This is a genomic window from Shewanella decolorationis (assembly GCF_004354305.1).
Classification (GTDB): domain Bacteria; phylum Pseudomonadota; class Gammaproteobacteria; order Enterobacterales; family Shewanellaceae; genus Shewanella; species Shewanella decolorationis.
The window spans coordinates 3,747,857-3,770,418 of the sequence record NZ_CP037898.1 but is presented as its reverse complement, the minus strand read 5'-3'; the positions used below and the strand labels follow the sequence as shown (position 1 = coordinate 3,770,418).

Here is a 22,562-nt window from a genome sequence, read left to right as displayed (position 1 = left end):
AATATGTGCATTTTAGATTTACGCGATATGGTAATGTGTTCTGTATCCTAACTTGTTGTTTATGTTTAATTTTGAATTTGGATATGTGATCTGCATCAAAAAAATAAATCCTGTCTGCAATAATACTGAAGGTGCTTTAAAGGAGATAACAAAAATATAATTGTGTTATTGGAGGCGTATATGAATACTTCAGTCATTCTCAGCTATGCATTTATGTACTTCGTACTATTCGTAGCAGTGCCATTTGTGTTTGTAATGTTCGTCATGACTTGCATTAAGTTTTTTAGGGCTGATCCCGAGGAAGCTGCACATCATGAAATGAAACTTAAACCAGTGTTATTTGACGAGGATAGTTTCAACTTTTTTAAATCACTCAAAACTGTCGTTGAAGGTAAATACGACGTCTGTTGCAATGTGCCATTGGACACCGTATTTGATATGGACCAGCACGATGCTGATTTAAACCATGAATGCCGTCTCGACTATGTGTTGATTGACCATGACTCATCAGAAGTCAAAATGGTGATCAGTGACGCGGGTAAACAAATCAATTCACCCATGAAAAAGCTATTCAGTAAATTCAATATTGGTTTTATTGAAATGAATCAGCATAAGCACTGGGATCCAACAAGTCTTAAGCAAGCGCTAGCTGTTTGACCTCGCTCGTCGGGTTCGGAGCTCTCCGAACCTGACTTCCTCTTTGTTTCCCAATGAATTGATATGAGGACTCGCTATGTCTACACGACAATGGCTGTGGTCATTACGCTTGGGTGCAATGGCATTACTGCTCAGTTTTTCCGCAACGAGTGCTGAACCCGCCAAGCAAATTAACAGTGATGCTTGCATGAAGTGTCATAAGCGTAATGGTCAAATGTTAGGGCATCACGGCCAAGATGCCATGAAAATGACCTGTTCAAGCTGTCATGGTGAAAAGGGTGATCACCCTAAAAAACCAAATGATTTAGTGGTTTTTGGATTAAATGAGGCATCCGAAACCTCAGTGCAATTGCAGGTCTGCCATAAGTGCCATATGCCCGCCAAACTTAGCTCTCAAGAATGGACGCATAATGTGCATGCGCAAAAAGTGGCCTGTGCCGCTTGCCATAAATTACATAGCCCCACCGATCCTATGGCGGAGATGACGCCTAAGGTTCGCAGTGAGCTGTGCCGTAACTGTCATACAGGCCAGCAGGAGTAAGGTTATGGAAAATTCAAAAAGAAGATTTCTGAAAGGAACATGCGCCCTGTTGGCTGGCGCTTCGGGGGCGACTCTACTCGCGACTGTTAGTGCTTCGAATGAGGCCAAGGCCGACCCCAGTGTTAAGTATGCGCTGATCCACGATGAGACTAAGTGCATAGGTTGCAAAGCCTGTGAGGTTGCATGCCGTGAAACCAACCATGTGCCTGAGGGAGTGGCGCGGTTGAAGATAGAACAAACTGGGCCCTACGGAGAATATCCTAACCAGTTTTATCACTTCAGTCGTAAGTCTTGCCAGCACTGTGAAGATGCGCCCTGTGTCAATGTTTGCCCCACAGGTGCCGCTTTTATCGATAAAGAGACGGGAATCGTGTCTGTGGATGCTTGGAAGTGTGTCGGCTGCCAGTATTGTATCGCGGCCTGCCCTTACAAAATTCGCTTTATCAATCCCGTTACCCATGCTGCGGACAAATGTGATTTTTGCCGTGAGACCAATCTTGCCCAGGGTAAACAACCCGCCTGCGTTGCGGCTTGTCCGACTAAGGCTTTAGTGTTTGGCAACTTAAAGGATCCCACTTCACAGGTGGTACAAGTGCTGAAGGCAAACCCAACCCAAAGGGCTAAGGTCGACCTAGGAACGCGGCCAAAACTATTCCGCATTGTGGCTAAATCAGGGGAGGTAGCAATATGAGCGCCCTACATTTTGATACGCTAGTGTGGCATTGGCCGATCGCGATTTACCTGTTTTTAGCAGGTGCTTCGGCGGGTGCTATGTTCTTTGCGGTGTTGCTCAAACATTTTGTGTTAAAGCATAATGCCTACCAGTCTGGCTTTGTGCAGGCGGCCTGTATTGTGGCGCCCGTGGCGGTGATGGCGGGTTTGGGCATCTTGGTATTGGACCTAACTAAGCCCTTCGATTTTTGGAAGATCTTAGTCTTCTATAATCCCAAGTCTGTGATGTCGATGGGGGTGCTGATCCTACTGATTTACCAAGTCTTTATGTTTATGTGGATTGGCTTATTATTCCGTAAACCTATCGATGCTTGGTGTGAGAGTCGCTTCCCCATAGTGCTGAAGTTTACCGCTTGGTTGAGCCGCTTCGAGGCGACAATTACCGGTTTGTTGGTGATCTTTTCCCTCGCGCTTGGTGCCTATACCGGCTTTTTGCTGTCGGCCTTACCCGGCTATCCGATGTTGAAAAACCCAGTGTTGCCACTGCTGTTTTTGGCTTCGGGACTGTCATCGGGCGCTGCATCTTCTCTACTGGGTGGCGTGTTGCTAAACGCTAACCCTAATGCCAAGGAAGTGCACTTTATCCACAAGGTTGAGATCCCACTGATTTTGGTGGAGATAGTGCTAATTTTCACCTTCTTTATGGGGCTGGTCTTGTCCGGAGGTCAGAGCAAGTTTGCCGCCTTCAATGCGATAGGTTACGGCTTCTGGGGATGGATCTTCTGGATTGGTATTGTCGGATTGGGGTTGTCTGGCCCATTGGCGATGAACCTGTTTATGACGGCCACTTCAAAACGTAAGTGGGCTTATGTTGCAGGCACTGCATGCTTAAGTCTCATTGGTGTGCTTCTGCTGCGTAACTTTATTCTCTACACGGGGCAAATGACGGTCGTTTAATTGGGCAGGGTTCGCCCAAGGTTATAGATAAGAAGGAATTACGGTGAATGGCGAAGCGGTGTCTAAGGAAGCACCGTGAGCTAACTCCCTTTAATCACGCTGGCTGAAGTAATTAAAGGTGTGTTGTCTTGTCGCGATTTGCTGTCACAGGGAGGTTATTGGGAAGGGAAGCCATATTTGATATTTAGGTATTGTTTGCCCTGCCTCCACAAGGGCCTCGCCACCTTTATTCCTTAGGGGTGGCGTTTCTTGTTTGGGGGCAAAACATGTTTATTCACCCGCGTTATTTATCCACTCGCTCATCACCACATGGGTTTTGATTTTAATGATGTCAGTGTGGGTATCGATATATTCACGGATCTCGTGCAAGCGGCGCATCGAAGGGGCGTGGACATACACCAGTAAATCCATATCGCCAGAGATACCGCGGCAGGTAATTACTTCGGGGATGGCATGGAATACATGCACCACATCGGCGCAACGCGGGCATTTATGCTGGATTTCGAAATAGGCCGACACGCCTTCCTTTTGCGATTCGCTCAGTAAAACCTGATAGCCGCGGATCACCCCAGTTTGCTCGAGTTTTTTGATCCGCTCGGCAACGGCGCTACGGGAAAGGTTCACCTGCTCGGCAATACTGGAGACGCTCTGGCGAGCATCTTGGCGCAGGCTGTTAATGATGGCGGTATCAAACTTATCCAACTTGGACTCCGATAAAAACGAGTGGTAAAAGCAAGAAGCATATCGCCAAGGCAGACTAATATCAGTTAAGCACCCAGTGCTGGGGCTGCGCCGTCATTTTGCCGGAAATATGTATTTTTGCCGTCATTTTGCTGGTGTTTGCCACTAAGAACACTGAGATTAACGGCAGATTGCGGCGTAGAATCTCACTATACTGACGGCTTCAAAACCACTGAATTTTAACAGATGAACTCACATAGCGGAACTATAGGACGTTGGCAAGGCGCAGGCTTAATGGCCACCACTTTGCTGGGCACAGGGGTGTTTATTCTCCCACAAATGACAATCGACAAAGCCCATGCTGGCGCGCTTATCGCGTGGTCACTCCTGACCTTAGCCATTATTCCAGTAGCATTGATTTTTGGTCGACTGGCGAGCGTCTTTCCCCATGCTGCGGGTCCCGCATATTTTGTCGAAAAGGCCTTTAGTCGAACCGCTGGCCGTACTATTGGGCTGATTTTTTTGCTGGTAGTGCCCATGGGGGCGCCGGCCGCGATTTTGATGACCTTCCAATTTGTTAACGCACTCATCCCCTTGGATGGCTGGTACAAGGTGGGCGCTGAGGTATTAGTGATTTTCGGCTTATTCCTGCTTAATCTGCGTGGCATTCAAGTCTCGGCCAAACTGCAATTTGGCTTAACCCTTTGTATTGTGGCGATTGTGGTGCTGTTATTCGGGGCGAGCAGTGTGCAACCTGGGCACTTAACTTCATTAGCAAGCTATGGCACGCCAGAAATCCCCACCATTATGATTGCCGCAGGTATCGCCTTTTGGAGCTTCTTGGGGATTGAGGCCATGACTCACCTCGCCGATGATTTCCGCCGTCCACAGCAGGATATGATCCCAGCGATGATGATGGGCACTGTGCTGGTGGGCATTATTTATGTGGCCTGTACCTTGATTTTACTGTTAGTGCCGACCGATAAAAGCGTGGCCATGATCGGTGTGTTCGATACGCTCTTGGGCGGCTATGGCGCTCAAGTGATTGGTGTGCTGGGGATTGCCAGCGGTCTTGCCACGGTTAACGTGTATGCCGCCAGTGCTGCGCGTCTTATCTGGAGCTTTAGTAACGAAGGGATTTTGCCGCGCTGCTTTGCGGTAAAGAATGGCTACGGTGTGCCAATTCGCGCTTTGGCGGCGTTACTTAGCGTTATGGCGAGTGTGATAGTGCTAACTCACATCACTGGTCAAGAGCTGGAGCATCTTATTGCTTGGAGTAATGGGGTATTTGTGGTGATTTACTTAATGGCGATGTTAGCCGCAGCTAAATTATTGCCCCGCAGCAACTTACCCTTAGTGGTATTAGGTTGTGGCTTCTGTTTGGCCTTAGGTATCGCGCTTGGGGCTAGCATGACCTACGTACTGGTATTGATTTTGTTCGTTGCGCCGTTCCTGTGGTGGCAGAAGACGCATATCAGTCGCAAACAGAGCTTAGCGGTAAATAAAGTGTCTTAGTGGCCGAGGTTTTGAACGATTAATCACTGAATGTAACACCAGAACGCCAACCAGCGCGCGTTCTGGTCTCTTGCGCTTATATTTTCTGATCCAGTTTAAAGTCGAGCTGCACCTGTTGATTCAGCTGTGGCACGGCCTTGCCCGAATCAAACTTAGGTTTGTATTTCCAGTTTTGCACCGCTGACAGCGCGGCCTTGTCAAACACCCGCTTGGGGTTGGCATCGAGCACACGCACGTTGCTGACAGTACCATCCGCGGTAATATCAAAGCCTACGACTACATAACCTTCCTTACCATTTTGTGCCGCATCAATGGGATAGCGAGGGGACACTTGCACCACGGGTAAGGCCTCTGCCGTCATTGCCGATGGGTTAAATAACGCTGTTTGCGTTGGCATTTCGGGGGTAAAAGTCTTAGGACTAAAGTCAACCACTTCAGTACTTTCGCCCGGAGTCGCCACCCGCTCCCTCGCTGGAATGGGTTTTGGTGGTTCGGGTTTGCGACTTTCCTTCGGTGGAATTGGCGTTCGCTCGCTCATCAAAATATTGATTTGCGGCGCATCTGACGCTTGTCCGCTCAATGGCTGCGGATTATGGATAAGTTGCGCCATAAACACGAACAAACCTAAGGTGATCAGAGCGCTAACAATAATAATCCCAGTGCGATTAACGAGTGCATTTTGGCCCATAGTGCTTCCTTACAATTGATGAACAAGATTTAATCTATATCACCCATTACTTAATTTTAGAAATATTTATTTACAAATAAGACTGTTTATTGAGTGATTTTGTTGCTGTTCCTCATCAATCAAAGAGTGAATTTATCAGGTTCATTAGGCATTGCAGGGTATTTTGATATTGAGTCAGAGTATTTTTGGCCAAGATAATGATTGCTGAATGCTGGCGTAAAAGCTTTACACCCTATTGATAAGTCATCATATCTTTCAGAGCGAGGCGAGATTTTGTGTTCTATATTTTGATCATTCGTTTAGAAGGAGAATAAATATGGATTCCGCCGCGCTACTGAGTCGAGTCGATGAGTTACCCCGTTTACCTAAAGCGATTAGCGAGCTACTTGATGTCGTAAATGATGACAATGCAACGGTAAAAACCATTGCGACTAAGGTGTCCCACGATCCCTTAATCAGTGCCAAGGTTCTTAGGTTGGCTAACTGTGCATATTATGGACATAGCAGAGAGGTCGGTAGTATTGATGAGGCCGTAGTACGTCTAGGGATGCAGACGCTACGAACTTTAGTCTTAGCCTCCGCTGTTATGGGGTCTATGCCTAAATGTAATGGTGTGGATCTGGCTCAATTTTGGGGGCAAACCTTTGAAATTGCACTTTATAGCCAAGAAATGGCTAGACGGTGCGGAGTACAGCCGGAAGAGGCCTTTACTTGCGGGATTCTCCATCGGATTGGTGATTTATTAATTGCGGCGATTTCTCCTGAAGACGCTGAAAAAATTAACGAAGCTGTCGCACAGGGTAAAGATAAGCATGCATTTGAGCGCGAACTCCTTGGTTATGATTCCCCCGATATTGGTGCATTGTTAGCTCAAAACTGGAAATTTACTCCCGCGCTGGTGCAGGGCATTCTGTTTCAAGATCACCCTAAGGATTCTAATCCCTTCTCAAAGCTCGCGGCGTTATTGTGTTTATCTCACAAAGTGTTAGCTGATTGGGATAGTATTGAAGATGACGATAAAACCAGTTGGTTATCGCAATTGGCGACTAAGAAAGGCTTAAAAATGGAAATGGGTGGATTGCGAGCCAAATTAACTGAGCTGAGAGGTGCAGGCTTCGAGATTGGTAAGGCACTTGCCTAAGACTGTTTGAGCCGTAAACTTAAAACGTTAACTAAAAGCATGAATAGCGTTACTGCGATTCATGCTTTTTTGTTGTTTGATCTTAGTTTAGTGCGTCGATAGCCTGATTACGCATCTGGATCAGTTCGCTGTGCTTAAGGTATAGCAAATCAGCGGTGCGGCGAATGATTTGATCTTCATATTGGGAGAGTTGTCCATCCGCATAGGCAAGTTGCCACATGGCTAATAGCAATTGCTGTTTTTGCTCCACGCTAAACTCGGCATTGATGGTATTGGTAAACTCAAATAACGATGTTGCATTACCTTGGGCTTTTTTAGCCTCTTCAATCAGTTCCTTGGCTTCCTCCTCCTGCATAGACAGTGTTTCCGTCAGCAATGTCGGCAGTAACGCCATTTCTTCCGCCGCGAGGGTTTCATCGGCAAATACCACTTCGAGCAACATGCTCGCTGCCGCTAACTTTAACTGGTGGGCTTTCTCCTCGGGAGAGATAGCTTGAGTGTGGGATTGAATAAATCGTTTCAGCTTAGCAATCATAAAAGGGCACTGCTCTGGCAAGAAGAGATAATTTAATAGAGCGATTTACGGCGCTAAAGTTCACCCTAAGCTTATGGGCTTAGGGTGATGGGCAAGATTACAGTAGGGCGTTTAGGCCTTTCATCAGCAGATCTGAGCTGCCTTCAGCACCATTTGTCTCAAGGTAAGACTTGGCGATATTGATCATAGGCATGGCTAACTCTTTAGAAATACCTAATTTTTCAAAGGCATCTAACACCATTGCGCTACCCTGTAGAGAAGAGCCAATATTACCCGCCTTAGAGAGCAAACCTGACACCCCTGAATTGCCATCGAGTTTAGGGACTGCAGCTAATAGGCTGTCTGCATTCGGAATGCTGGCGGCTAATTTGGTGTAATCATTCGTACCTAAGCTTGATTGTGCAAGGCCTAACAGGCTGCCTAAACCACCTTCGGCTTGGGCTTGGCTTAAGCCGAGTTGCGACATCACGCTGCCAACTAACTCGTTGGATTGGGTTACAGTAGCTGTGGTCGCTTTCTCCGTTTTTGCTTGTGTACCGGCAAGGTTATCTAACCAACCTGCACTGGCGGGAGTAGCGAGAAGACAGGCGCTAATCAGAATAGAGAGAGTGAAAGTGTGTTTCATAGAGTGGCATCCTTTGACGGTTTGCGCGCAATAAAGTGGACAGTGTAACGACTTTGCGACTTTTGTTGCAGCCCTTTTCTGTGATTTACGGTTCACTCAGACGATTTGTGTTGTGCATTGGAGCAGGATTTTGGGTATCCTTAGCGGCAATTCACGGTGTTAATTTACTTCAATTATTTTTGGAAAGGCGCATGTCACTATCCGCAATTTTGACCGAAGCTTATAACTTTTTCCGTAATCATCTCACTCAGCTTGCCATGCTGACGGTACCATTGCTGTTAGTGCAAGTGGGGATACAGCTGTGGCTAGGCACAGAGATGAGCAAAGTCGATCTGGAAAACCCGCAGTTTGGCGCGCCGCATATGATTGCCATGATGCTATTGCTGTTGATTTTTTCGGTGCTGATTGCCGCGTTAACACTGTTTTTAGAGTTGAGATCCCAAGGGCACAATCCCTCGGCGGGTATGGTATTAAAAGCCAGCTTACCCTTTGTACCGCCCTTACTGCTGGCGGGTGTATTTTCAGGTCTCGCAATTCTAGCGCCTGTGATGTTATTCGCCGCGTTTGGGCCAATGTGGTTGGTTGGGCTTGTGATCAGTTTTTACCTGTTTGCCCGCCTAGCCTATGTGAACTTTATGGTGGTGGTTGAGCGTCTAACGCCGCTGGAAGCTATTAAGGCAAGCTTTAGCTTCAGTGGTCCAATTGTACTGAAAACCATCGCCTTATTGATGCTTTACCTGCCGCTTTCTGTCGTGGGCGCTCAGCTCTCTGGCGCTGCTTCTCTGGGTGGCCTGCCAGTGCAAATGTTGGCGGATACCTTGATGGCATTTATCGGTCTATTCGTGAACTTAGCGCTGTTCCGCCTGTATATGGTGACGAAAAAGCCCAGCGCAGAATAACATTCACTGAGTATATTCGAGTTGAGGTAAGAACGTATGGGGACAGGGGCTGAGTTACTGGATAGCGAATTTATCCAAGGCTTTTCGGCCGCGCTCCTCGATGATTACCTCAACGCCAAAAACTATGTGCAGGATGTACCCACTCAGTCACTGCTGCATATCCGCAGTTTTACCCACAGGCTGACCGAACTGCTTGGTCAGGATAAAGCTGTTTCCTTCACCAGTCCTAATCTCTATGACCGTATCGAGCTGTTAAACCAAAGGCGGCTGATCGATGTGAAGACGACACGAGCCTTACATCGTCTGCGTGGAGATGGTAATCGTGGCGCCCATCCTGAAAAATACCATTTAACCCAAGAACAATTGCTCGCCTTGGCCCAAAAGGCCATCAAAGATGTGTTGGCCTTAATTGAGCACTTGTATCCTAAGGTGCTCGGGCGTGCTGCTCCCGCTTATCGTTACCAAGCCAGTGACGCCGTCACCATCAAAGATCTCTGTTACCGCGCTGTGATGGAAGACGACCCTAAGGCACAATACCTTGTGGGGATCTCTTTTAAAACCAAAGCATTAATGCTTAAAGAGCAAGAGCTTGCCTTGGTTGATCAATCCTATGGTAATGAAGATGAAAATGGCCCAGCAGTGAAGGAAGTGGCGCAAAAAGCCCGTGATACCTTTGCCAAAGCCGCCTATTGGTTTGCCCTTGCGGCGCCAAAACATTCCGATGCCCTCTATGAACATGGGGTGGGGCTTATTCATGGTTACCAAGGACAGGCCGATGCCATTCAGGGCGAAGCTGCGATTGCTAAGGCTGCTGAGGCGGGTGTCGTCAATGCGATGGCGTTACTCGGGTATTTTTATCTGGTGGGCAGCGAGTCATTTAAGCCGGATTTAGCGCAGGCGAAGCATTATTTACAACTGGCGGCCGAGGGTGAGCAGACTGAAGCCATGGCGAATTTAGGCGTGCTTTACTATCAGACCAAAGATCTGACCCAAGCCTATCATTTTATTAATAAAGCGGCGCAAGCGGGTTATCCCCATGCCCAGTATCATTTAGCCTTAATGCTCGCCAACGGCGATGGTTGTCAGCGCGATCCTATCGTTAGTGAGTATTGGATGGCCGAAGCGGCCGAGCAAGGTCAGCTGGATGCCATGCTTACCCGCGCGCAGCACATGCTAAACGACGAAAGTGGTTTGGGTGGCGATGTCAGTCAGGCGGAGCATTACCTGCGTGAAGTAATTAAATACGGTCACAGTGTGCCAGCCATGATTGAACTGAGCATGGCACTCGCAGACGGTATTTTAGGGCGTATCGATGTGGTGGGCTCTGCGGCGCTGCTCAACCTGGCGCGCCGTCATGCCAATAGCAAAGAGGCTGAGATTATCGAGCCCCTATGGCAATCACTCGCATTGCAGGTTGATACTGTGTTGGAAATGACCCAAGATCCCGGCGAGATTCAAACCCTTAAGCGCGCAAAGACCTTACTCAGCGCCTAGTATTATTTCTCATCCTGTTGATGTTCAAAGGTGCGACCAGTGTAGTGCTTTGCATGGGTTTCGCGCACCACATTGGTGGAACGATAAAACTCAGTCTCTTGGCTCGCCGCTTCCCTTGCTTGTGCTTGGGCACGATTAAACTTACTCATTTGGCGCGCCACGTAAATGCGGCTAAATAGCACTAAGCAGCCGAGCGCAATAGCGCCAAATAAAAGCACAAAAGGCAATAAAAACAGTGATAAACAGATTAGGCTGACACTAACGGCCATGGCTAACCAAGCCCGTGCTCCTGAAATGCGTGGCTGAAATGGGCTCTGTTGAAATTGTTGATAGATCATAAGAACTCCTAATCAAAATGGGGCGAGGCGTAAGGTAAATCATCTAAGGATTTGCCAACTTGGCGTTATCGAGAGGCCTCTTTCCCAATGCTATGGAGAGTCAGTGTGCAATAAATAAACGGATTGGGTCACGTTAATTTGGGTTAATTTACGTTGTTTTACGTCTGAAAGCTTACATTGTTGTGTAATCCAAGGTATCTGTGATCTTTTGGTTATCATTAGGTTTTTAATGACTTGATTAAAGTTATCATTATGTTTTAGCTTAATTATTTATTAATTTGATGATAAGTGATTCTTTGTTTGTTGTGCGAGATGTGCGAAAATTTAACCGATATTTTGATTGGTCATGGCTAAATCTGTAAATTTATTACAGTGAGTGATGACCATTCGTCCAATACCTTCCTTCAGTGCTGTGTAAATCGTAGATACCAAAATGAACTCATATTCACTTAAACAAAAGATCCTGATTTCGGTCGTGATCGCCTTGTCCCTCGTGATCAGCTTGCTGTCTTGGCAAAGCTACTCCAGTCAAAAATCATTGTTATTGCAAAATAGCCTAGAGCAGGTGCAGCGCTTAGGTGAACAACAGGCCGAGCGCATTCAAGAATGGCTGGCTGGACGCCAAGATATCGTAGGCGCATTGGCATCTAAGGTGGAAGGTAACAGTTTAAGTGCATTGCAACAGGCACAGGCCTCAGGGCGATTCCAGCTGACTTATTATGGTACCGAGACAGGACAAATGTTGGACTCAGATCCAAGCATCGACCGTACGGGTTACGATCCGAGAACGCGTCCTTGGTATAAACAGGCGGTGAATGAGCGCGGCCTCATCCTGACTAAACCCTATGTCGACGTGGCCTATAACGTGTTAGTGGTCACTATGGCGCAGCCGACTTCTCAAGGTGTAGTGGGAGGCGATCTCTCGATTGCGAGCTTAGTCGAGAGCGTAAATCGCATGACGCTCCCCGCCAATGGCTATGCGATCATGATGCACAAAGACGGCACTGTGATTGCTTACAAAGATGCCTCTAAGGCGATGAAGCCCGTCGGCCAAATCGACAATGATTTGAATCATGATTTACCGCAGCAGAGCCGCCAAGCGGGAGCCTTGCTGCCCATGTATTTTGAGAATGAGGGCCGTGATAAGTTAGTTTGGGGTGTCGATATTCCCAATACCGATTGGGAGCTGGTGATAGTGCTGGATAAGGAGACTCTTGAGGCGCCGTTAACCGATCTTCTGTTAACGCAATTTGGACTCGCTGCCGTAGTGTTACTCCTGAGCGTGTTGGCGATTTCCTGGTTGGTAAATCTACTGCTAGGCCCACTTGGACGCGTGTCTCAGGCGCTGGCACGTATTGCCGACGGCAATGGCGATTTAACTCAACGCATAGAGGTCGACACACAGGATGAAGTAGGCGTATTGGCCGATAGCTTTAACCGTTTTGTCGGCAGCCAGCATCAACTTATCAGCCATATTCGTCAGTTAGCCAGCGAGCTAGATGCGGATGCAGAGCGCAGCCTTAAAACCAATCATATTGCCGTGGCAGAGTTGCAACGTCAGCAGCAGGAAGTGGCTATGGTGGCAACGGCGGTGACCGAAATGGCGAGCGCGACCAATGAAATTGCCGCTAATGCGGAAAACACTGCAACTGCGGCGCAGCAGTCGGCCGCGAGTAGTTTTCAAGGCAAAGAGCTGGTTAATAAAACCCGCAGTTCGATCAACTCCTTGGCCGATGAAGTTGCTCAGGCAACAGACGTGATTGAAGATTTAAGTCGCCATGCCCAGTCGATTTCTAGCATTTTAGCGACAATTCAAGGGATTGCGGAGCAGACTAACCTATTAGCGCTCAACGCAGCGATTGAAGCCGCCCGCGCGGGTGAGCAGGGCCGTGGTTTTGCGGTGGTCGCCGATGAGGTGCGGGTATTGTCGCGTCGGACGCAGGATTCGACCCAAGAAGTACATGCGACCATTGAAACCCTACAACGTACCACAGCGAAGGCCGTGAGTTTGATGGAAAGCAGTCAAATGCTTGCGGGAAACAGCGTGGAAGATGCCAATGCTGCGGCCAAGGCGCTGGAGGAAATCACCCAAGCTGTGAATGTTATTTCGGATATGGCGGGGCAAATTGCCACGGCTGCCGAAGAGCAAACACAGGTTACGGGGGAAATCACCCAAAATACCGTGGCGATCAAGGACGTGACCGACGAAATCACCGAGGCGGCGAAATCGGATCTGACGCAAGCCCAAGCATTAAAGGCGCGTGCGAACGATCTCAATGCGCAGGTTGCGACCTTTATTCTGTAAGCTTGATGACAGCGATAAGCCCAGCGTAGGTAAATACTCTGGGCTTTTTATTTGCTCGAATTCTGCGGCAGCATCAGTTTTTCAACACTTTGACAGATGGTATCGCGCATCCATTTATGACCTTGGTCTTCATCGTTGCGCTGGTGCCAGAGCAGCACATAGGCCATAGGGATAAATTCAAAGGGCAGAGGCAACAGCCTCAGTGGATACAGCTTGCATGCGTGCAGTGCAAAGCTCGATGGTAAGGTAAAAATCAAATCACTGTGGGCACAGATGCTGGCCGCGCCATAAAAATCGGGCACAGTTGTGCTGATTTTACGCCTGTGGCCAAGGTCTGCTAGAAAGTAATCCAGCGCCCACCAATCACTCCCTTCACAACGCACCTGCACATGTGCCATATCCAAATACAAATTTAAATCCCATTGTGGTGAGGTGAGAGCGGCCATCAAAGGATGATCTTGGCGCACCAAACACACTTGCCTGTCGGTAAACAGGGTTTGGCAGCTAATGCCATCTGGGAGTCTGTCCGTTTGCGAGTCTGACAGCGGGTGTAAATCCCGCCCCGAGATCCCAAAGTCAATTTGCCCCTGCTGCAAATCGTGCATCGATTTCTCGGTCCACACATAGGAGTCGAGCTTCAGGTTCGGTGCAGTGCTTAATAATGGGCCGATAAAATAGGGAATTAAGGTTTCGTAGGCGCTTTCAACCATGGCAAAGGAAAACTGCCTGTTACTGCTGGCCGGTGTAAACGTCGGTGGCTGTGTGAGTTGATATAAGTCCTGCAAAATATTTGGCAACTTCAGCCCAATATTGAGCGCATGTGCCGTGGGTTTTAGGCCGTGGGCAGTGCGTTGGAACAGGGGATCATCTAAGGTTTCTCGCAGGCGATTCAAGCTCTTGCTCAACGCCGATTGGCTAATATGTAATCGACTCGCTGCGCGTGTGACACTCTGCTCTTCGAGCAAAACCTTCAATATCACCAGTAGGTTGAGATCGATTCTGGCTAAGTTGTCGAGATTCATAGATATTCCTCAGAGGAAATTCACTTTGGAAATTATACCATTTCTGTTCATACCTTGAGTTATTTAAAATAGCGCCCACTGAAATACCTTTTACTGTTTAACCGAGATAAGTTTTATGCGGCGCAATCTGTTACCTATTTTGATGTCTTTGGTGCTACTCAGCCCTTTGGCGATTGATATTTATCTACCTTCGATGCCCACCATGGCGGCAGAGTTCGCCGTGTCTGCCAGTGAAGTGCAATCCACCTTAGTGCTGTTTTTATTTGCTATGGGTGTGGGCCAAATTTTGATTGGCCCCTTGGCCGACCGTTACGGACGTCGACCTGTGGCACTCTTTGGCGTGCTGCTCTATGGTGCCAGCAGTTTGCTTGCGGCCGCTGCGATTGAATTCCATTGGTTACAAATTGCCCGGGTATTACAAGGTTTGGCTGCCTGCTCGACCTCTATTGTGGTCTTTAGTGCAGTGCGCGATTGTTACTCACCAAAAGAAGGCGCCAAAATTTACAGTTACTTAAATGGGGCTATCTGCGTGATCCCTGCACTGGCGCCAACCTTAGGGGGTCTATTGGCTATGCAATTTGGCTGGCGCTCAACCTTTGTGTTTATGACCCTATACGCGATTTTGATGATGCTTTTAGTGGGCTATCGTTTACCCGAAACTCGTCCGGCCAATACGGTGAGCAGTGGTCCCTTGTACCGTTGGAGCCGTTATAAACCCGTACTGAGCAATACCCATTTCTTGTTCTATGCCTTTGCCTGTATGTCGGCGATGGCGGCGATTTTAAGTTATGTGTCTTACTCTCCCGTGTGGCTTATCGGTCATTTAGGCGTGTCAGAGTTAGCTTTTAGCGGTTTATTTGGATTGAATGCTTTGGTCAATATTGTGGCTTGTTTTGCTGCACCAGTGGTGATCCGCAAGTTAGGCAATCGTCCAACCGCCATCCTTGCTTTAGCACTGTTGGTGCTCTCGGCGGTATTGATTATCGCTGCGCAAGCATTTGGCCCAAGTATGGGTATGGCTGCCGCCTTTGCCTTTATGCTGCCTATGATGTTGTTGTGTATTGGTTTTGCTTTCTTATTAGGCCCAGCGACCAGTATGGCGTTGTCTGTCTTTGGCGAGCGCGCAGGCACTGCAACGGCGATGTTAGGTTTTATTCAGATGAGTGGCGCATCCGTCATCGCAGGCTTAGTGCAGCAAACAAACCTGACTGCACCCTATGCGGTGGCGTTAGTGATGGGATTTTTCTCTATCGGATTACTCTCGATGATGGCGCTCAGCCGCTTTGACCACTGGCACCAAGAGCAATTAGCCGCCGAGCATTAATACGCCCTAAACGGCTAATTAAAGAAACACCCTTTGCCCGTAGCTTATTTGACCATAGCTACGGGCATTTTTTATGGATAATTCAAGTTGCTATACTACTGGAAATAATTTATCGAGAACTCGCTTTGAGCCGTCAATATTGTCCTACTTGCTGTTATCCGATGAATGCGTGCTTATGCTCCCATGTGCAGCAGGTAAAACCGCAGACGCAACTAGTGATATTGCAGCATCCCTCTGAAGTCGAGCATAAAAAGAATAGCGTCAAGGTGTTAAGTCTAGTGATCCCCGATACTCAAGTGTATGTGGGCGAGACGGAAGCGGATTTTGCATTATTGAGCAAACAGTTGATGAATTGTGGGCGCCCTGTCTATCTTGTTTATCCCTCTGAGCGGAGTGTGAGTGTCGAACAACAGACGATTAGCGCTGATTGCATACTGTTGCTGATAGATGGCACTTGGCGCAAAGCTTTTAAAATCTTGCAATTAAATCCTTGGCTGACTCAATTACCCGCGGTGCATTTGCCCGAAGGTTATGCATCAAGGTATAAGATCCGCAAATCGAGCCGTAGCGATAGCCTATCAACCTTAGAGGCGAGTGCTTATATGCTCAAAGCACTTGATGAGGGTTTAGATGTGAACCCATTATTGGCGGCCTTTGATGCTATGGTTGCGATTAGACTTCAGGCGATGCCCACTGAAGTGAGGTTGCGCTATGATTAATTTCATTTTTTTAGAATTGCGGTAAGTGATTTTTAATTCTTACATTTTTGAGACTCTGTACGAATTAAAATAGTTAAAATCTTATTCAGATCACGCTAACGTAACCTAAAACAAGGTTTAATAGTGACGATTCATTTGCGTTGCAGATGATGAGATAGCTTTGCCAGCCAATTACTTTGCAGGGGAGTGATTCCATATTTTATGGTGTGCTGGCAGGGCTATCGAGCCCCGCCTTTATACTTCTTTATTATCCGAATGAATAATATTAACGTATTGATTTTAAAGCCTAGGCAATGCACTTCTCGGCTAAGTAGGCCTGTGTAAATTGTTCTACGGAGCTTGGGTAACCAAATAAAAAGCCTTGGGCAAAACCGCGCCCCATATGGGTGATGATATCTTTTTGTTGCTGAGTTTCTATCCCCTCAGCCACGAAGTGGATATCGAGTGCCTGCGCTAATTGCACTATGGCATGGCAGAGTTTTTGTCCCGAGGCGTCATTTAAACGCAGGGCAAATTCCGCATCAATTTTCACGCTGTCAATCGGCAAGGTGCCCAAGCGACTGAGCGAAGACAGACCCGTGCCAAAGTCATCAATGGCAATACCGACCCCAAGGGCTTTGATCCGTTCTAACGTAAGTCTAGCAAGCTCAGGTTGGCGGAGAAGTGCGGACTCAGTAATTTCTAAAATTAATGCCTCGGCCGGTAAGGCAACCATTTCAAGTGCAGTAACTACTTGGCCTACAAAGTCGACGTGTTCTAATTGCAAGGGAGAAACGTTAACCGAAATTTTAAAATCCGGTTGGTATTGCGCTCGCCACACAGATGCTTGCTTACAGGCTTGTTCCAGTGCCCATTGACCAATGGTGACAATGAGCCCCGTTTCTTCCAGCAAAGGCACAAACTCAGCGGCTTCATAATGCTCAGTTGGGGACTTTTGCCAACGTAGTAGGGCTTCAGCACCAATCGGTTCGTTAGTATGTAAATCTACTATGGCTTGATAGGCAAGTTTAAACTGCTTTAGGCTGTGAGCATGTCTTAGGTTATTGATAAGTTTTAACTTTAGCTCTGCAGCTTGGCTCATTGATTTATCATAAAACACTAAATGAGGCTGATTCTTTTTGGCGCAATACATGGCGGTATCGGCCAAGCTAATCAGTTGGCCAGCTTGATCACTGTGTGTTGGGAAAAGTGCGATACCGATACTGGTGCCAAGGAAGAATTTTTGTCCTTCGATTTCGAACGGGCTATCGAATAAACTTAAAATTTGTTCGGCAAACAGCTGAATTTCTTCCTTACAACTGCAGTCTTGCAGCACTAGGGTAAACTCATCGCCCCCCATACGAGCAATATCCGCTTTTTCAATGCAACCGGCTTCCAATCTTGCCGCGACCAGCTGTAATACTCTATCGCCCATGGAATGGCCAAAACTGTCATTAATATTTTTAAAACCGTTTAGGTCCAAAAACATCAGTGCACCAAGGCTGAGGGGATCCTCTTTGAGTTTCTCAAGAGCATTATTGAGAATCTGTTTAAGATGAAACCGATTTGGCAATCCGGTTAAGGTGTCATACATGGCACGGGTAGTGAGCTGTGTTTCTAGTAGCTTTTTAGTGCTGATATCACTGAAAATATTTACATGATATTGAATACCATCAGTTTCAATGCGACGACTGCTTTGCCATGCAGGGAAAGCACTGCCATCAGAGCGTTGCTTCAGGGTTTCACCCTGCCAAAATCCACGCTGTTTCAAGGCAAGCTGGCACTCGTTTTCTTCACTGGCATTGGTTGGGTTAGCCTCTAAAAACTCAGGATTTTTATTAATGAGTTGTTCGGCGCTGTAGCCGCAAATTCGGCACATCGCTTTATTGACCGCCAGCACTCGATTGCTCGTGTCAGTGATATAAACCGCCTCGGCGCTTTCCTCCAAGGTCGTTGAAAGGATCTCTTTTGGAATATGGGCGAAACCGTCGGCAACGGCAGGCCTAACCTGTGTTCGACGGTTGAGGGCTTGTAGTTCTACAAGTACAACGGGTTGCTGTTGCAAATAACAGCGATAAAGATTTACACGAGTAGGTAGTTCATTTCCCTGTTGGTTAAGGTGAAGCCAACTAAACTCGACATTGATGCCTGATACAGCTTCAAGGATCATCTCCCGCGCAAATTCAACACTGTTACGTCCAGACGATTGAATTCTAGGAGAAAAATCATAGGGAGTTGCATTGACAAAGGCATCATACTCAGTACCAAAATAATCCAAAGTGGCACTGTTTGCGCTAATAAAGCTAAAACCTTGAATCAAGGCGAGGGGCGTTTTATGGGGATGAGCTCGCCAAAGCGACAGCTTTTCTTGCAACAGAGGATCATCTGTTGTGAGTTTATTCAGCAAGTGTTGCCATCGAATCATTAGGATACTCCCTCGGTGACACTATTTTAGGTCACATCCTATAGCCTAGGTGCTTCGTTTATAACGAAATTAATTCAAATAGTACATCATTCCATTGGGGTTAAAAATAAACCTAATCGATGTTTTGCTCAAATAGAAATTAAAAATTAATAGTTTAAGATAGCTTTATTTCACTAACTTAGTCGAAAATCATGCTGGCTCATCATGGCTAAGTAATGTTTTATGCTATGTTGGCGGTGTAATATCAAATGGGGCTTGAAACGTGAGGAACATAGGATGCAAAAACTGATACCCAATATTGTATTAGCAATGTGTGTCGGCGTGTTATTGGCTTCTGCAAACGCGGCCGAACAGCCTAAACCTCGACTCACCTTAGAACAAAAGGCTGATAAGGCGCGTATCGATTCTGAAAGAATTGAGCAAGCCCAGCTTGAAAAGGCCCGCCGAGCAGCGCAAGAGACCTCGGCGCGGGAAGAAAAAATCCGCCAACAGACCAATCCTAAGGATTGGGAGGCACAGCAACAGCTCAAGGCGCAAAAGCAGTTTGATGAAAGGGAAAGCCGTGAGCAAAAATATCTGCAAGAAGCAAAGGAAGCCGCTGCCAAAGAGCGTAAAATCCCCAAACCTTAATCTTTTTAGTTAAAGGCAATATCCGCCGTTTGCCTTACGGCTCTTTAGGAAACTGCTGTTGAATACCTGTCCCCTCTGCCATAGTGCCGATTTAGTTGCCTACCACCAAGATAAACGCCGCCATTACCAACAGTGCCTGCACTGTGCCTTAGTGAGCGTGCCTGCTGAGTTTTATCTGAGCCCTGAAGCGGAAAAAGCCGAATATGATAAGCACGAGAATCACCCGCAGGATCTCGGTTATCAGCAGTTTCTAGATAGAACTCTCACCCCCTTGTTGAGCCGCTTTGCGCCAACGGCATTAGGGCTCGATTTTGGTTGTGGTGAGGGCAAAGCATTAAGTTTGATGGCGCAAACGCGGGGTTATCGGGTCGAGAACTACGATCTCTATTATGCCAATCACCCCGAGTTACTCACGCGGCAATACGATTTTATTACCCTGACAGAGGTCATTGAGCATGTAAGTGATGCCGATGCGTTACTGACCTTATTAAACACCTTACTCAAACCCAAGGGCATTTTGGCCGTGATGACCAAGCGAGTGCTTAATCCCACAGCATTTAGCACTTGGCATTATAAAAATGATCCCACTCATATTAACTTTTACTCCGAAGCCACCTTTCAATGGCTCGCCGAGCATTACGGCTGGCGGCTGGAAATCATCGACAAAGACGTGGTGTTTTTGCATCAAGCCCACTAATGCGTTGGAGGCTTTTGCTGCCGCAGATAAGTTGGGATTTGCAACTTGTCTAAATCAAACTTCGATTGTGCTGGTTCGGGTATGGGTAGGGCTGGACGCTTAATAAAATCATGCACATTGATATAGCTATCCTCAATAATCTGTACTGGTTCTGGCTTTGCGGTCTGCTCTAATCCAATCCCCGTTGCTATCACCATGATTTCGAGCTCCGACTCGAGATCTGGATTGATGGTTAACCCAATAATTACTAAGGCATCTTTGGGTAATTGCTCATGTACAGTCGCGCCGATTTGGTTGTATTGACTGAGTTCGATGGTGTCTTTTGCTACCACACTGACAATTGCCGCTTGCGCTTGATTGAGTTCGATATTATCGAGCAAAGGATGTTGCATGGCGCGTTTAACCGCCGAGATAAGATCCTCATCGGCCTGAAGGCTGCTCACGCCCATGGCTGCCCGGCCTTGGCGACTGATGACGGAAATAAAGTCGTTTAAATCAATATTGATAAGCCCAGCTTGGCTAATGGTAGTGGCAAGCCCAAGCAGTACATCTTGCAAAATTTTATTACTCTCCTTAAAGGCGTTAAGCAAGGTGACTTTGGTCCCGAGCACCTCGGCAAGCTTGTCATTGGGGAGTACGATAACAGCATTGGCACTTTCCAATAATGCTTGTAATCCCGCCTCGGCATTGGCCTTTCTGTGCTGACCCTCAAAGCTAAAAGGCATGGTGACAACGGCGATAACGGGTTTTGATAGTTCTTGAGCGAGTCTTGCGACCTGTGGAAGTGCACCAGTGCCCGTTCCGCCACCTAAACCCGCAGTCAGAAATACAATATCCGCGTGCTGCATTTGCTGACTTAATTCTTGTGCTGACTCAACCGCAGCCGCACAACCGACATCAGGTTTAGCGCCAGCGCCTAAGCCTCTGGTGGTTTGCGGGCCAATTTGAATGCGGGCGTGGCTGCTGGTGGCCGCCATGGCTTGCGCGTCGGTATTGACCGAGACCAGTTCGACGCTTGGCGGCAGATTGGCGTGGCTGAGTTGATTAATGGTATTGCAGCCGCAGCCTCCTACACCCAACACGGTTAATTTGGGCATAGTGCTAGCGGATCCTTCACTGATAAGTTCAAACATGGTGATTCTCACGGTTAGCTATTATGTCTTAAGGCTAACCTTGAGTAGCGACTAGACTTGTCGCATCAAACACTTAAACCGCAGAAAGATATTTGGCATACATTTTTTGGCTTAGGGCTGCAAAATGCTCCCGCAGTTTTGCTGGGGCTAATACCTCAACGGTGTCGGCCATTTCCCATAGCACCGCGCGAAGTTTTGGGGTGTCATTGACCTCAGCCGTTACATAAAAGCGGCCATCCTCACGTAATTGCATGGTTTGGTTTTCACTAAATTTAGCTTCACGCATGATAAAACTTGCCCGATCGGCGAGCAGTAATTCGAGGTGAATTTTTTCCCCGCTTAGACCTTGGGCGGTTTTATTAATATCAAAATCTGCACTCGCCACCGCCGGGGTCGACAGTAACTGTGCATTACGCAGTAAACCTATTGGTTTATGATGGCGGCGTTTATCAAAACGGCCAATCGTAAAGGCGAGCAGCGCTACACCGTCACGGATTAAAATTCCCTGTGGATTGATTGGGTTGTAATGCAGCCAATCCATTTTGCCATTGATCCGTTTTTTTATATCGCAGCTAATTTGCTTTTTATCCAAAATCGCCTGTTGTATTACCTCTAGGGATTTAGGTTCGTGCTGCGGCAGGATAAAGGGATAAGGCTCTGGGAGCTGTGCAACTCGGCAAGCCCAATAAAGCCAAGGATTCTCAGGATCGCTAGCCAGCACTTGGTCGGCCCGTTCGAAATAGGGTTGCAGTTGTTGCAAGCTTTGCGGCGGCATCAACTGGCTGGCACTTCGCTTTAAGGTGGTTAATGCCAGCGCCATATGTTGATCCATTAAGTCCAGATTAAGGCCACGCCAGCAAGATTCAATCGACCAACCATAGGGCTTGTTTCTGTCATCAAGGCGCAAGCCAAAGGTGCCCATTTCATACATCGCCTTGAGATCTCGCTGCACTGAACGCTTACTGATATCTTGCGTGCGGTTTGCCAGTCGCTCGACTAATTCATTCACCGAAATTTTGCGCGGAGCCCGCGGGATTAAGCTGAGTAAGGTCACTTGACGCTGAAAATTAGGCTGCATATTAATTGATAAGTTACAGGCTTAGGCACGAATATCCGTATATTAATCAATAGCAGCGACAAAAGCTGTCGTAGCTTTTGAGCTTTGGCCTATAAATGACGCTTAAAAGTGATGGAGAGTTAAAAGCAGTGAAGCTGAATCGTCTAACGTTGTTTACCCGCCAAACATTGCTATTTGGCATTGACAGTTAGCTAACGCAGTTTTGCCCCATTCCGTGTTTCGCCTCGTTAGCTCAACCAAAAATTCCCACTCCAGCTGCTATACAAATTTTTATCTATTTGCCTATGTTTTGCCTTACCAGAAATCGACTGACAATGTATGGGTATACAGTCATATTTAAATTTAAGTATTTTAGTATGATTTTAACACAAAATCAGTGCGCACTATTTCCATCCGCAATAAATAAAACCCTATAAAATCAGGTGAATATAGTAACTGAATTTTAGTTAATAGGTTTGGAAAACGCGCATGCGCGTTTTTCCAGATGGTATATTAGGCAAAAAGCTG

22 protein-coding genes are annotated in these 22,562 nt (G+C 47.2%); 13 read left to right on the top strand and 9 right to left on the bottom strand.

Annotated elements, in window-relative coordinates:
• Positions 1-180 precede the first annotated feature (180 nt).
• The 4 genes from EYR25_RS16840 (at position 181) to nrfD (ending at position 2,827) form a co-directional block, all read left to right on the top strand.
• Entirely contained in the window at positions 181-657 is a 477-nt protein-coding gene (locus EYR25_RS16840; protein WP_023265351.1) for a hypothetical protein, read from the top strand.
• 76 nt (positions 658-733) lie between these two features.
• Positions 734-1,198: a nitrite reductase gene (locus tag EYR25_RS16835; RefSeq protein ID WP_133181607.1), complete on the top strand. Its 465-nt coding sequence runs from the start codon at positions 734-736 to the stop codon at positions 1,196-1,198.
• 4 nt (positions 1,199-1,202) lie between these two features.
• On the top strand, positions 1,203-1,889 hold the full coding sequence (locus EYR25_RS16830; protein WP_023265353.1) for a 4Fe-4S dicluster domain-containing protein: 687 nt from the start codon (positions 1,203-1,205) through the stop codon (positions 1,887-1,889).
• Positions 1,886-2,827 carry a cytochrome c nitrite reductase subunit NrfD gene (nrfD, locus tag EYR25_RS16825; RefSeq protein ID WP_011718680.1) on the top strand — a complete coding sequence of 314 codons (942 nt, stop codon included), beginning with the start codon at positions 1,886-1,888 and terminating at the stop codon, positions 2,825-2,827. The genes EYR25_RS16830 and nrfD overlap by 4 nt, the downstream gene beginning before the upstream one ends.
• A 270-nt stretch (positions 2,828-3,097) precedes the next feature.
• Here the strand turns inward: nrfD and EYR25_RS16820 are convergent, their stop codons facing one another.
• Positions 3,098-3,529, bottom strand: a complete 432-nt coding sequence (locus EYR25_RS16820; RefSeq protein WP_133181605.1) for an Lrp/AsnC family transcriptional regulator — start codon at positions 3,527-3,529, stop codon at positions 3,098-3,100.
• Between the two features lie 225 nt (positions 3,530-3,754).
• Between EYR25_RS16820 and yjeH the strand changes: the two genes are divergently transcribed.
• Positions 3,755-5,023 (top strand): L-methionine/branched-chain amino acid transporter, encoded by a 1,269-nt coding sequence (gene yjeH / locus EYR25_RS16815; protein ID WP_133181602.1) that lies wholly within the window; start codon positions 3,755-3,757, stop codon positions 5,021-5,023.
• Positions 5,024-5,099: 76 nt separating this feature from the next.
• Here the strand turns inward: yjeH and EYR25_RS16810 are convergent, their stop codons facing one another.
• On the bottom strand, positions 5,100-5,711 hold the full coding sequence (locus tag EYR25_RS16810) for an energy transducer TonB (RefSeq protein ID WP_133181600.1): 612 nt from the start codon (positions 5,709-5,711) through the stop codon (positions 5,100-5,102).
• Between the two features lie 316 nt (positions 5,712-6,027).
• On the opposite strand from EYR25_RS16810, the gene EYR25_RS16805 reads away from it, so the two are divergent.
• A complete protein-coding gene (locus tag EYR25_RS16805) occupies positions 6,028-6,852 on the top strand; it encodes an HDOD domain-containing protein (RefSeq protein ID WP_023265357.1) in 825 nt (274 codons plus the stop codon).
• Between the two features lie 82 nt (positions 6,853-6,934).
• Here EYR25_RS16805 and EYR25_RS16800 read toward each other — a convergent pair whose 3' ends face one another.
• Together EYR25_RS16800 and EYR25_RS16795 are read right to left on the bottom strand one after the other, a co-directional pair.
• Positions 6,935-7,387, bottom strand: coding sequence for a tellurite resistance TerB family protein (locus tag EYR25_RS16800; RefSeq protein WP_133181598.1), 453 nt, complete (start codon positions 7,385-7,387; stop codon positions 6,935-6,937).
• 97 nt (positions 7,388-7,484) lie between these two features.
• Positions 7,485-8,012, bottom strand: coding sequence for a DUF2780 domain-containing protein (locus EYR25_RS16795; RefSeq protein WP_023265359.1), 528 nt, complete (start codon positions 8,010-8,012; stop codon positions 7,485-7,487).
• Between the two features lie 191 nt (positions 8,013-8,203).
• Between EYR25_RS16795 and EYR25_RS16790 the strand changes: the two genes are divergently transcribed.
• Together EYR25_RS16790 and EYR25_RS16785 are read left to right on the top strand one after the other, a co-directional pair.
• Positions 8,204-8,911, top strand: a complete 708-nt coding sequence (locus EYR25_RS16790; RefSeq protein WP_039976951.1) for a hypothetical protein — start codon at positions 8,204-8,206, stop codon at positions 8,909-8,911.
• 36 nt (positions 8,912-8,947) lie between these two features.
• Positions 8,948-10,405 (top strand): DUF4145 domain-containing protein, encoded by a 1,458-nt coding sequence (locus tag EYR25_RS16785; protein WP_133181596.1) that lies wholly within the window; start codon positions 8,948-8,950, stop codon positions 10,403-10,405.
• A gap of 2 nt (positions 10,406-10,407) precedes the next feature.
• Here the strand turns inward: EYR25_RS16785 and EYR25_RS16780 are convergent, their stop codons facing one another.
• Positions 10,408-10,743, bottom strand: a complete 336-nt coding sequence (locus EYR25_RS16780; RefSeq protein ID WP_133181594.1) for a hypothetical protein — start codon at positions 10,741-10,743, stop codon at positions 10,408-10,410.
• 433 nt (positions 10,744-11,176) lie between these two features.
• Here EYR25_RS16780 and EYR25_RS16775 point away from each other — a divergent pair, with 433 nt between their 5' ends.
• A complete protein-coding gene (locus EYR25_RS16775) occupies positions 11,177-13,048 on the top strand; it encodes a methyl-accepting chemotaxis protein (protein ID WP_133181591.1) in 1,872 nt (623 codons plus the stop codon).
• Positions 13,049-13,095: 47 nt separating this feature from the next.
• Here EYR25_RS16775 and EYR25_RS16770 read toward each other — a convergent pair whose 3' ends face one another.
• Positions 13,096-14,070 (bottom strand): LysR family transcriptional regulator, encoded by a 975-nt coding sequence (locus tag EYR25_RS16770; protein ID WP_133181589.1) that lies wholly within the window; start codon positions 14,068-14,070, stop codon positions 13,096-13,098.
• 115 nt (positions 14,071-14,185) lie between these two features.
• On the opposite strand from EYR25_RS16770, the gene EYR25_RS16765 reads away from it, so the two are divergent.
• Together EYR25_RS16765 and EYR25_RS16760 are read left to right on the top strand one after the other, a co-directional pair.
• Positions 14,186-15,394 (top strand): multidrug effflux MFS transporter, encoded by a 1,209-nt coding sequence (locus EYR25_RS16765; protein WP_133181587.1) that lies wholly within the window; start codon positions 14,186-14,188, stop codon positions 15,392-15,394.
• 125 nt (positions 15,395-15,519) lie between these two features.
• Positions 15,520-16,113, top strand: a complete 594-nt coding sequence (locus tag EYR25_RS16760) for a tRNA-uridine aminocarboxypropyltransferase (RefSeq protein ID WP_133181585.1) — start codon at positions 15,520-15,522, stop codon at positions 16,111-16,113.
• A gap of 286 nt (positions 16,114-16,399) precedes the next feature.
• Here EYR25_RS16760 and pdgA read toward each other — a convergent pair whose 3' ends face one another.
• Positions 16,400-18,517, bottom strand: a complete 2,118-nt coding sequence (pdgA, locus tag EYR25_RS16755) for a diguanylate cyclase PdgA (RefSeq protein ID WP_023265368.1) — start codon at positions 18,515-18,517, stop codon at positions 16,400-16,402.
• A 276-nt stretch (positions 18,518-18,793) separates the two neighbouring features.
• On the opposite strand from pdgA, the gene EYR25_RS16750 reads away from it, so the two are divergent.
• Together EYR25_RS16750 and EYR25_RS16745 are read left to right on the top strand one after the other, a co-directional pair.
• Positions 18,794-19,147 (top strand): hypothetical protein, encoded by a 354-nt coding sequence (locus EYR25_RS16750; protein ID WP_133181583.1) that lies wholly within the window; start codon positions 18,794-18,796, stop codon positions 19,145-19,147.
• Between the two features lie 58 nt (positions 19,148-19,205).
• The gene (locus EYR25_RS16745; protein WP_133181581.1) at positions 19,206-19,844 is read left to right on the top strand and encodes a class I SAM-dependent methyltransferase; all 639 of its coding nucleotides are present in this window, start codon (positions 19,206-19,208) and stop codon (positions 19,842-19,844) included.
• On the opposite strand, the gene ftsZ is transcribed toward EYR25_RS16745, so the two are convergent.
• Both ftsZ and EYR25_RS16735 read right to left on the bottom strand, forming a co-directional pair.
• On the bottom strand, positions 19,841-20,941 hold the full coding sequence (gene ftsZ / locus EYR25_RS16740; RefSeq protein WP_243729903.1) for a cell division protein FtsZ: 1,101 nt from the start codon (positions 20,939-20,941) through the stop codon (positions 19,841-19,843). The two genes, EYR25_RS16745 and ftsZ, sit on opposite strands and share 4 nt — an antisense overlap.
• Positions 20,942-21,050: 109 nt before the next feature.
• Entirely contained in the window at positions 21,051-22,055 is a 1,005-nt protein-coding gene (locus EYR25_RS16735) for a helix-turn-helix transcriptional regulator (RefSeq protein WP_133181577.1), read from the bottom strand.
• Between the last annotated feature and the right edge of the window lie 507 nt (positions 22,056-22,562).

What these genes read in the sequence shown, in the direction of transcription:
- EYR25_RS16840 (WP_023265351.1), top strand. Translation starts at nt 181, where the DNA reads ATGAATACTTCAGTCATTCTCAGCTATGCATTTATGTACTTCGTACTA.
- EYR25_RS16835 (WP_133181607.1), top strand. Translation starts at nt 734, where the DNA reads ATGTCTACACGACAATGGCTGTGGTCATTACGCTTGGGTGCAATGGCA.
- EYR25_RS16830 (WP_023265353.1), top strand. Translation starts at nt 1,203, where the DNA reads ATGGAAAATTCAAAAAGAAGATTTCTGAAAGGAACATGCGCCCTGTTG.
- nrfD (WP_011718680.1), top strand. Translation starts at nt 1,886, where the DNA reads ATGAGCGCCCTACATTTTGATACGCTAGTGTGGCATTGGCCGATCGCG.
- yjeH (WP_133181602.1), top strand. Translation starts at nt 3,755, where the DNA reads ATGAACTCACATAGCGGAACTATAGGACGTTGGCAAGGCGCAGGCTTA.
- EYR25_RS16810 (WP_133181600.1), bottom strand. Translation starts at nt 5,711, where the DNA reads ATGGGCCAAAATGCACTCGTTAATCGCACTGGGATTATTATTGTTAGC.
- EYR25_RS16805 (WP_023265357.1), top strand. Translation starts at nt 6,028, where the DNA reads ATGGATTCCGCCGCGCTACTGAGTCGAGTCGATGAGTTACCCCGTTTA.
- EYR25_RS16800 (WP_133181598.1), bottom strand. Translation starts at nt 7,387, where the DNA reads ATGATTGCTAAGCTGAAACGATTTATTCAATCCCACACTCAAGCTATC.
- EYR25_RS16795 (WP_023265359.1), bottom strand. Translation starts at nt 8,012, where the DNA reads ATGAAACACACTTTCACTCTCTCTATTCTGATTAGCGCCTGTCTTCTC.
- EYR25_RS16790 (WP_039976951.1), top strand. Translation starts at nt 8,204, where the DNA reads ATGTCACTATCCGCAATTTTGACCGAAGCTTATAACTTTTTCCGTAAT.
- EYR25_RS16785 (WP_133181596.1), top strand. Translation starts at nt 8,948, where the DNA reads ATGGGGACAGGGGCTGAGTTACTGGATAGCGAATTTATCCAAGGCTTT.
- EYR25_RS16780 (WP_133181594.1), bottom strand. Translation starts at nt 10,743, where the DNA reads ATGATCTATCAACAATTTCAACAGAGCCCATTTCAGCCACGCATTTCA.
- EYR25_RS16775 (WP_133181591.1), top strand. Translation starts at nt 11,177, where the DNA reads ATGAACTCATATTCACTTAAACAAAAGATCCTGATTTCGGTCGTGATC.
- EYR25_RS16770 (WP_133181589.1), bottom strand. Translation starts at nt 14,070, where the DNA reads ATGAATCTCGACAACTTAGCCAGAATCGATCTCAACCTACTGGTGATA.
- EYR25_RS16765 (WP_133181587.1), top strand. Translation starts at nt 14,186, where the DNA reads ATGCGGCGCAATCTGTTACCTATTTTGATGTCTTTGGTGCTACTCAGC.
- pdgA (WP_023265368.1), bottom strand. Translation starts at nt 18,517, where the DNA reads ATGATTCGATGGCAACACTTGCTGAATAAACTCACAACAGATGATCCT.
- EYR25_RS16750 (WP_133181583.1), top strand. Translation starts at nt 18,794, where the DNA reads ATGCAAAAACTGATACCCAATATTGTATTAGCAATGTGTGTCGGCGTG.
- ftsZ (WP_243729903.1), bottom strand. Translation starts at nt 20,941, where the DNA reads ATGCCCAAATTAACCGTGTTGGGTGTAGGAGGCTGCGGCTGCAATACC.
- EYR25_RS16735 (WP_133181577.1), bottom strand. Translation starts at nt 22,055, where the DNA reads ATGCAGCCTAATTTTCAGCGTCAAGTGACCTTACTCAGCTTAATCCCG.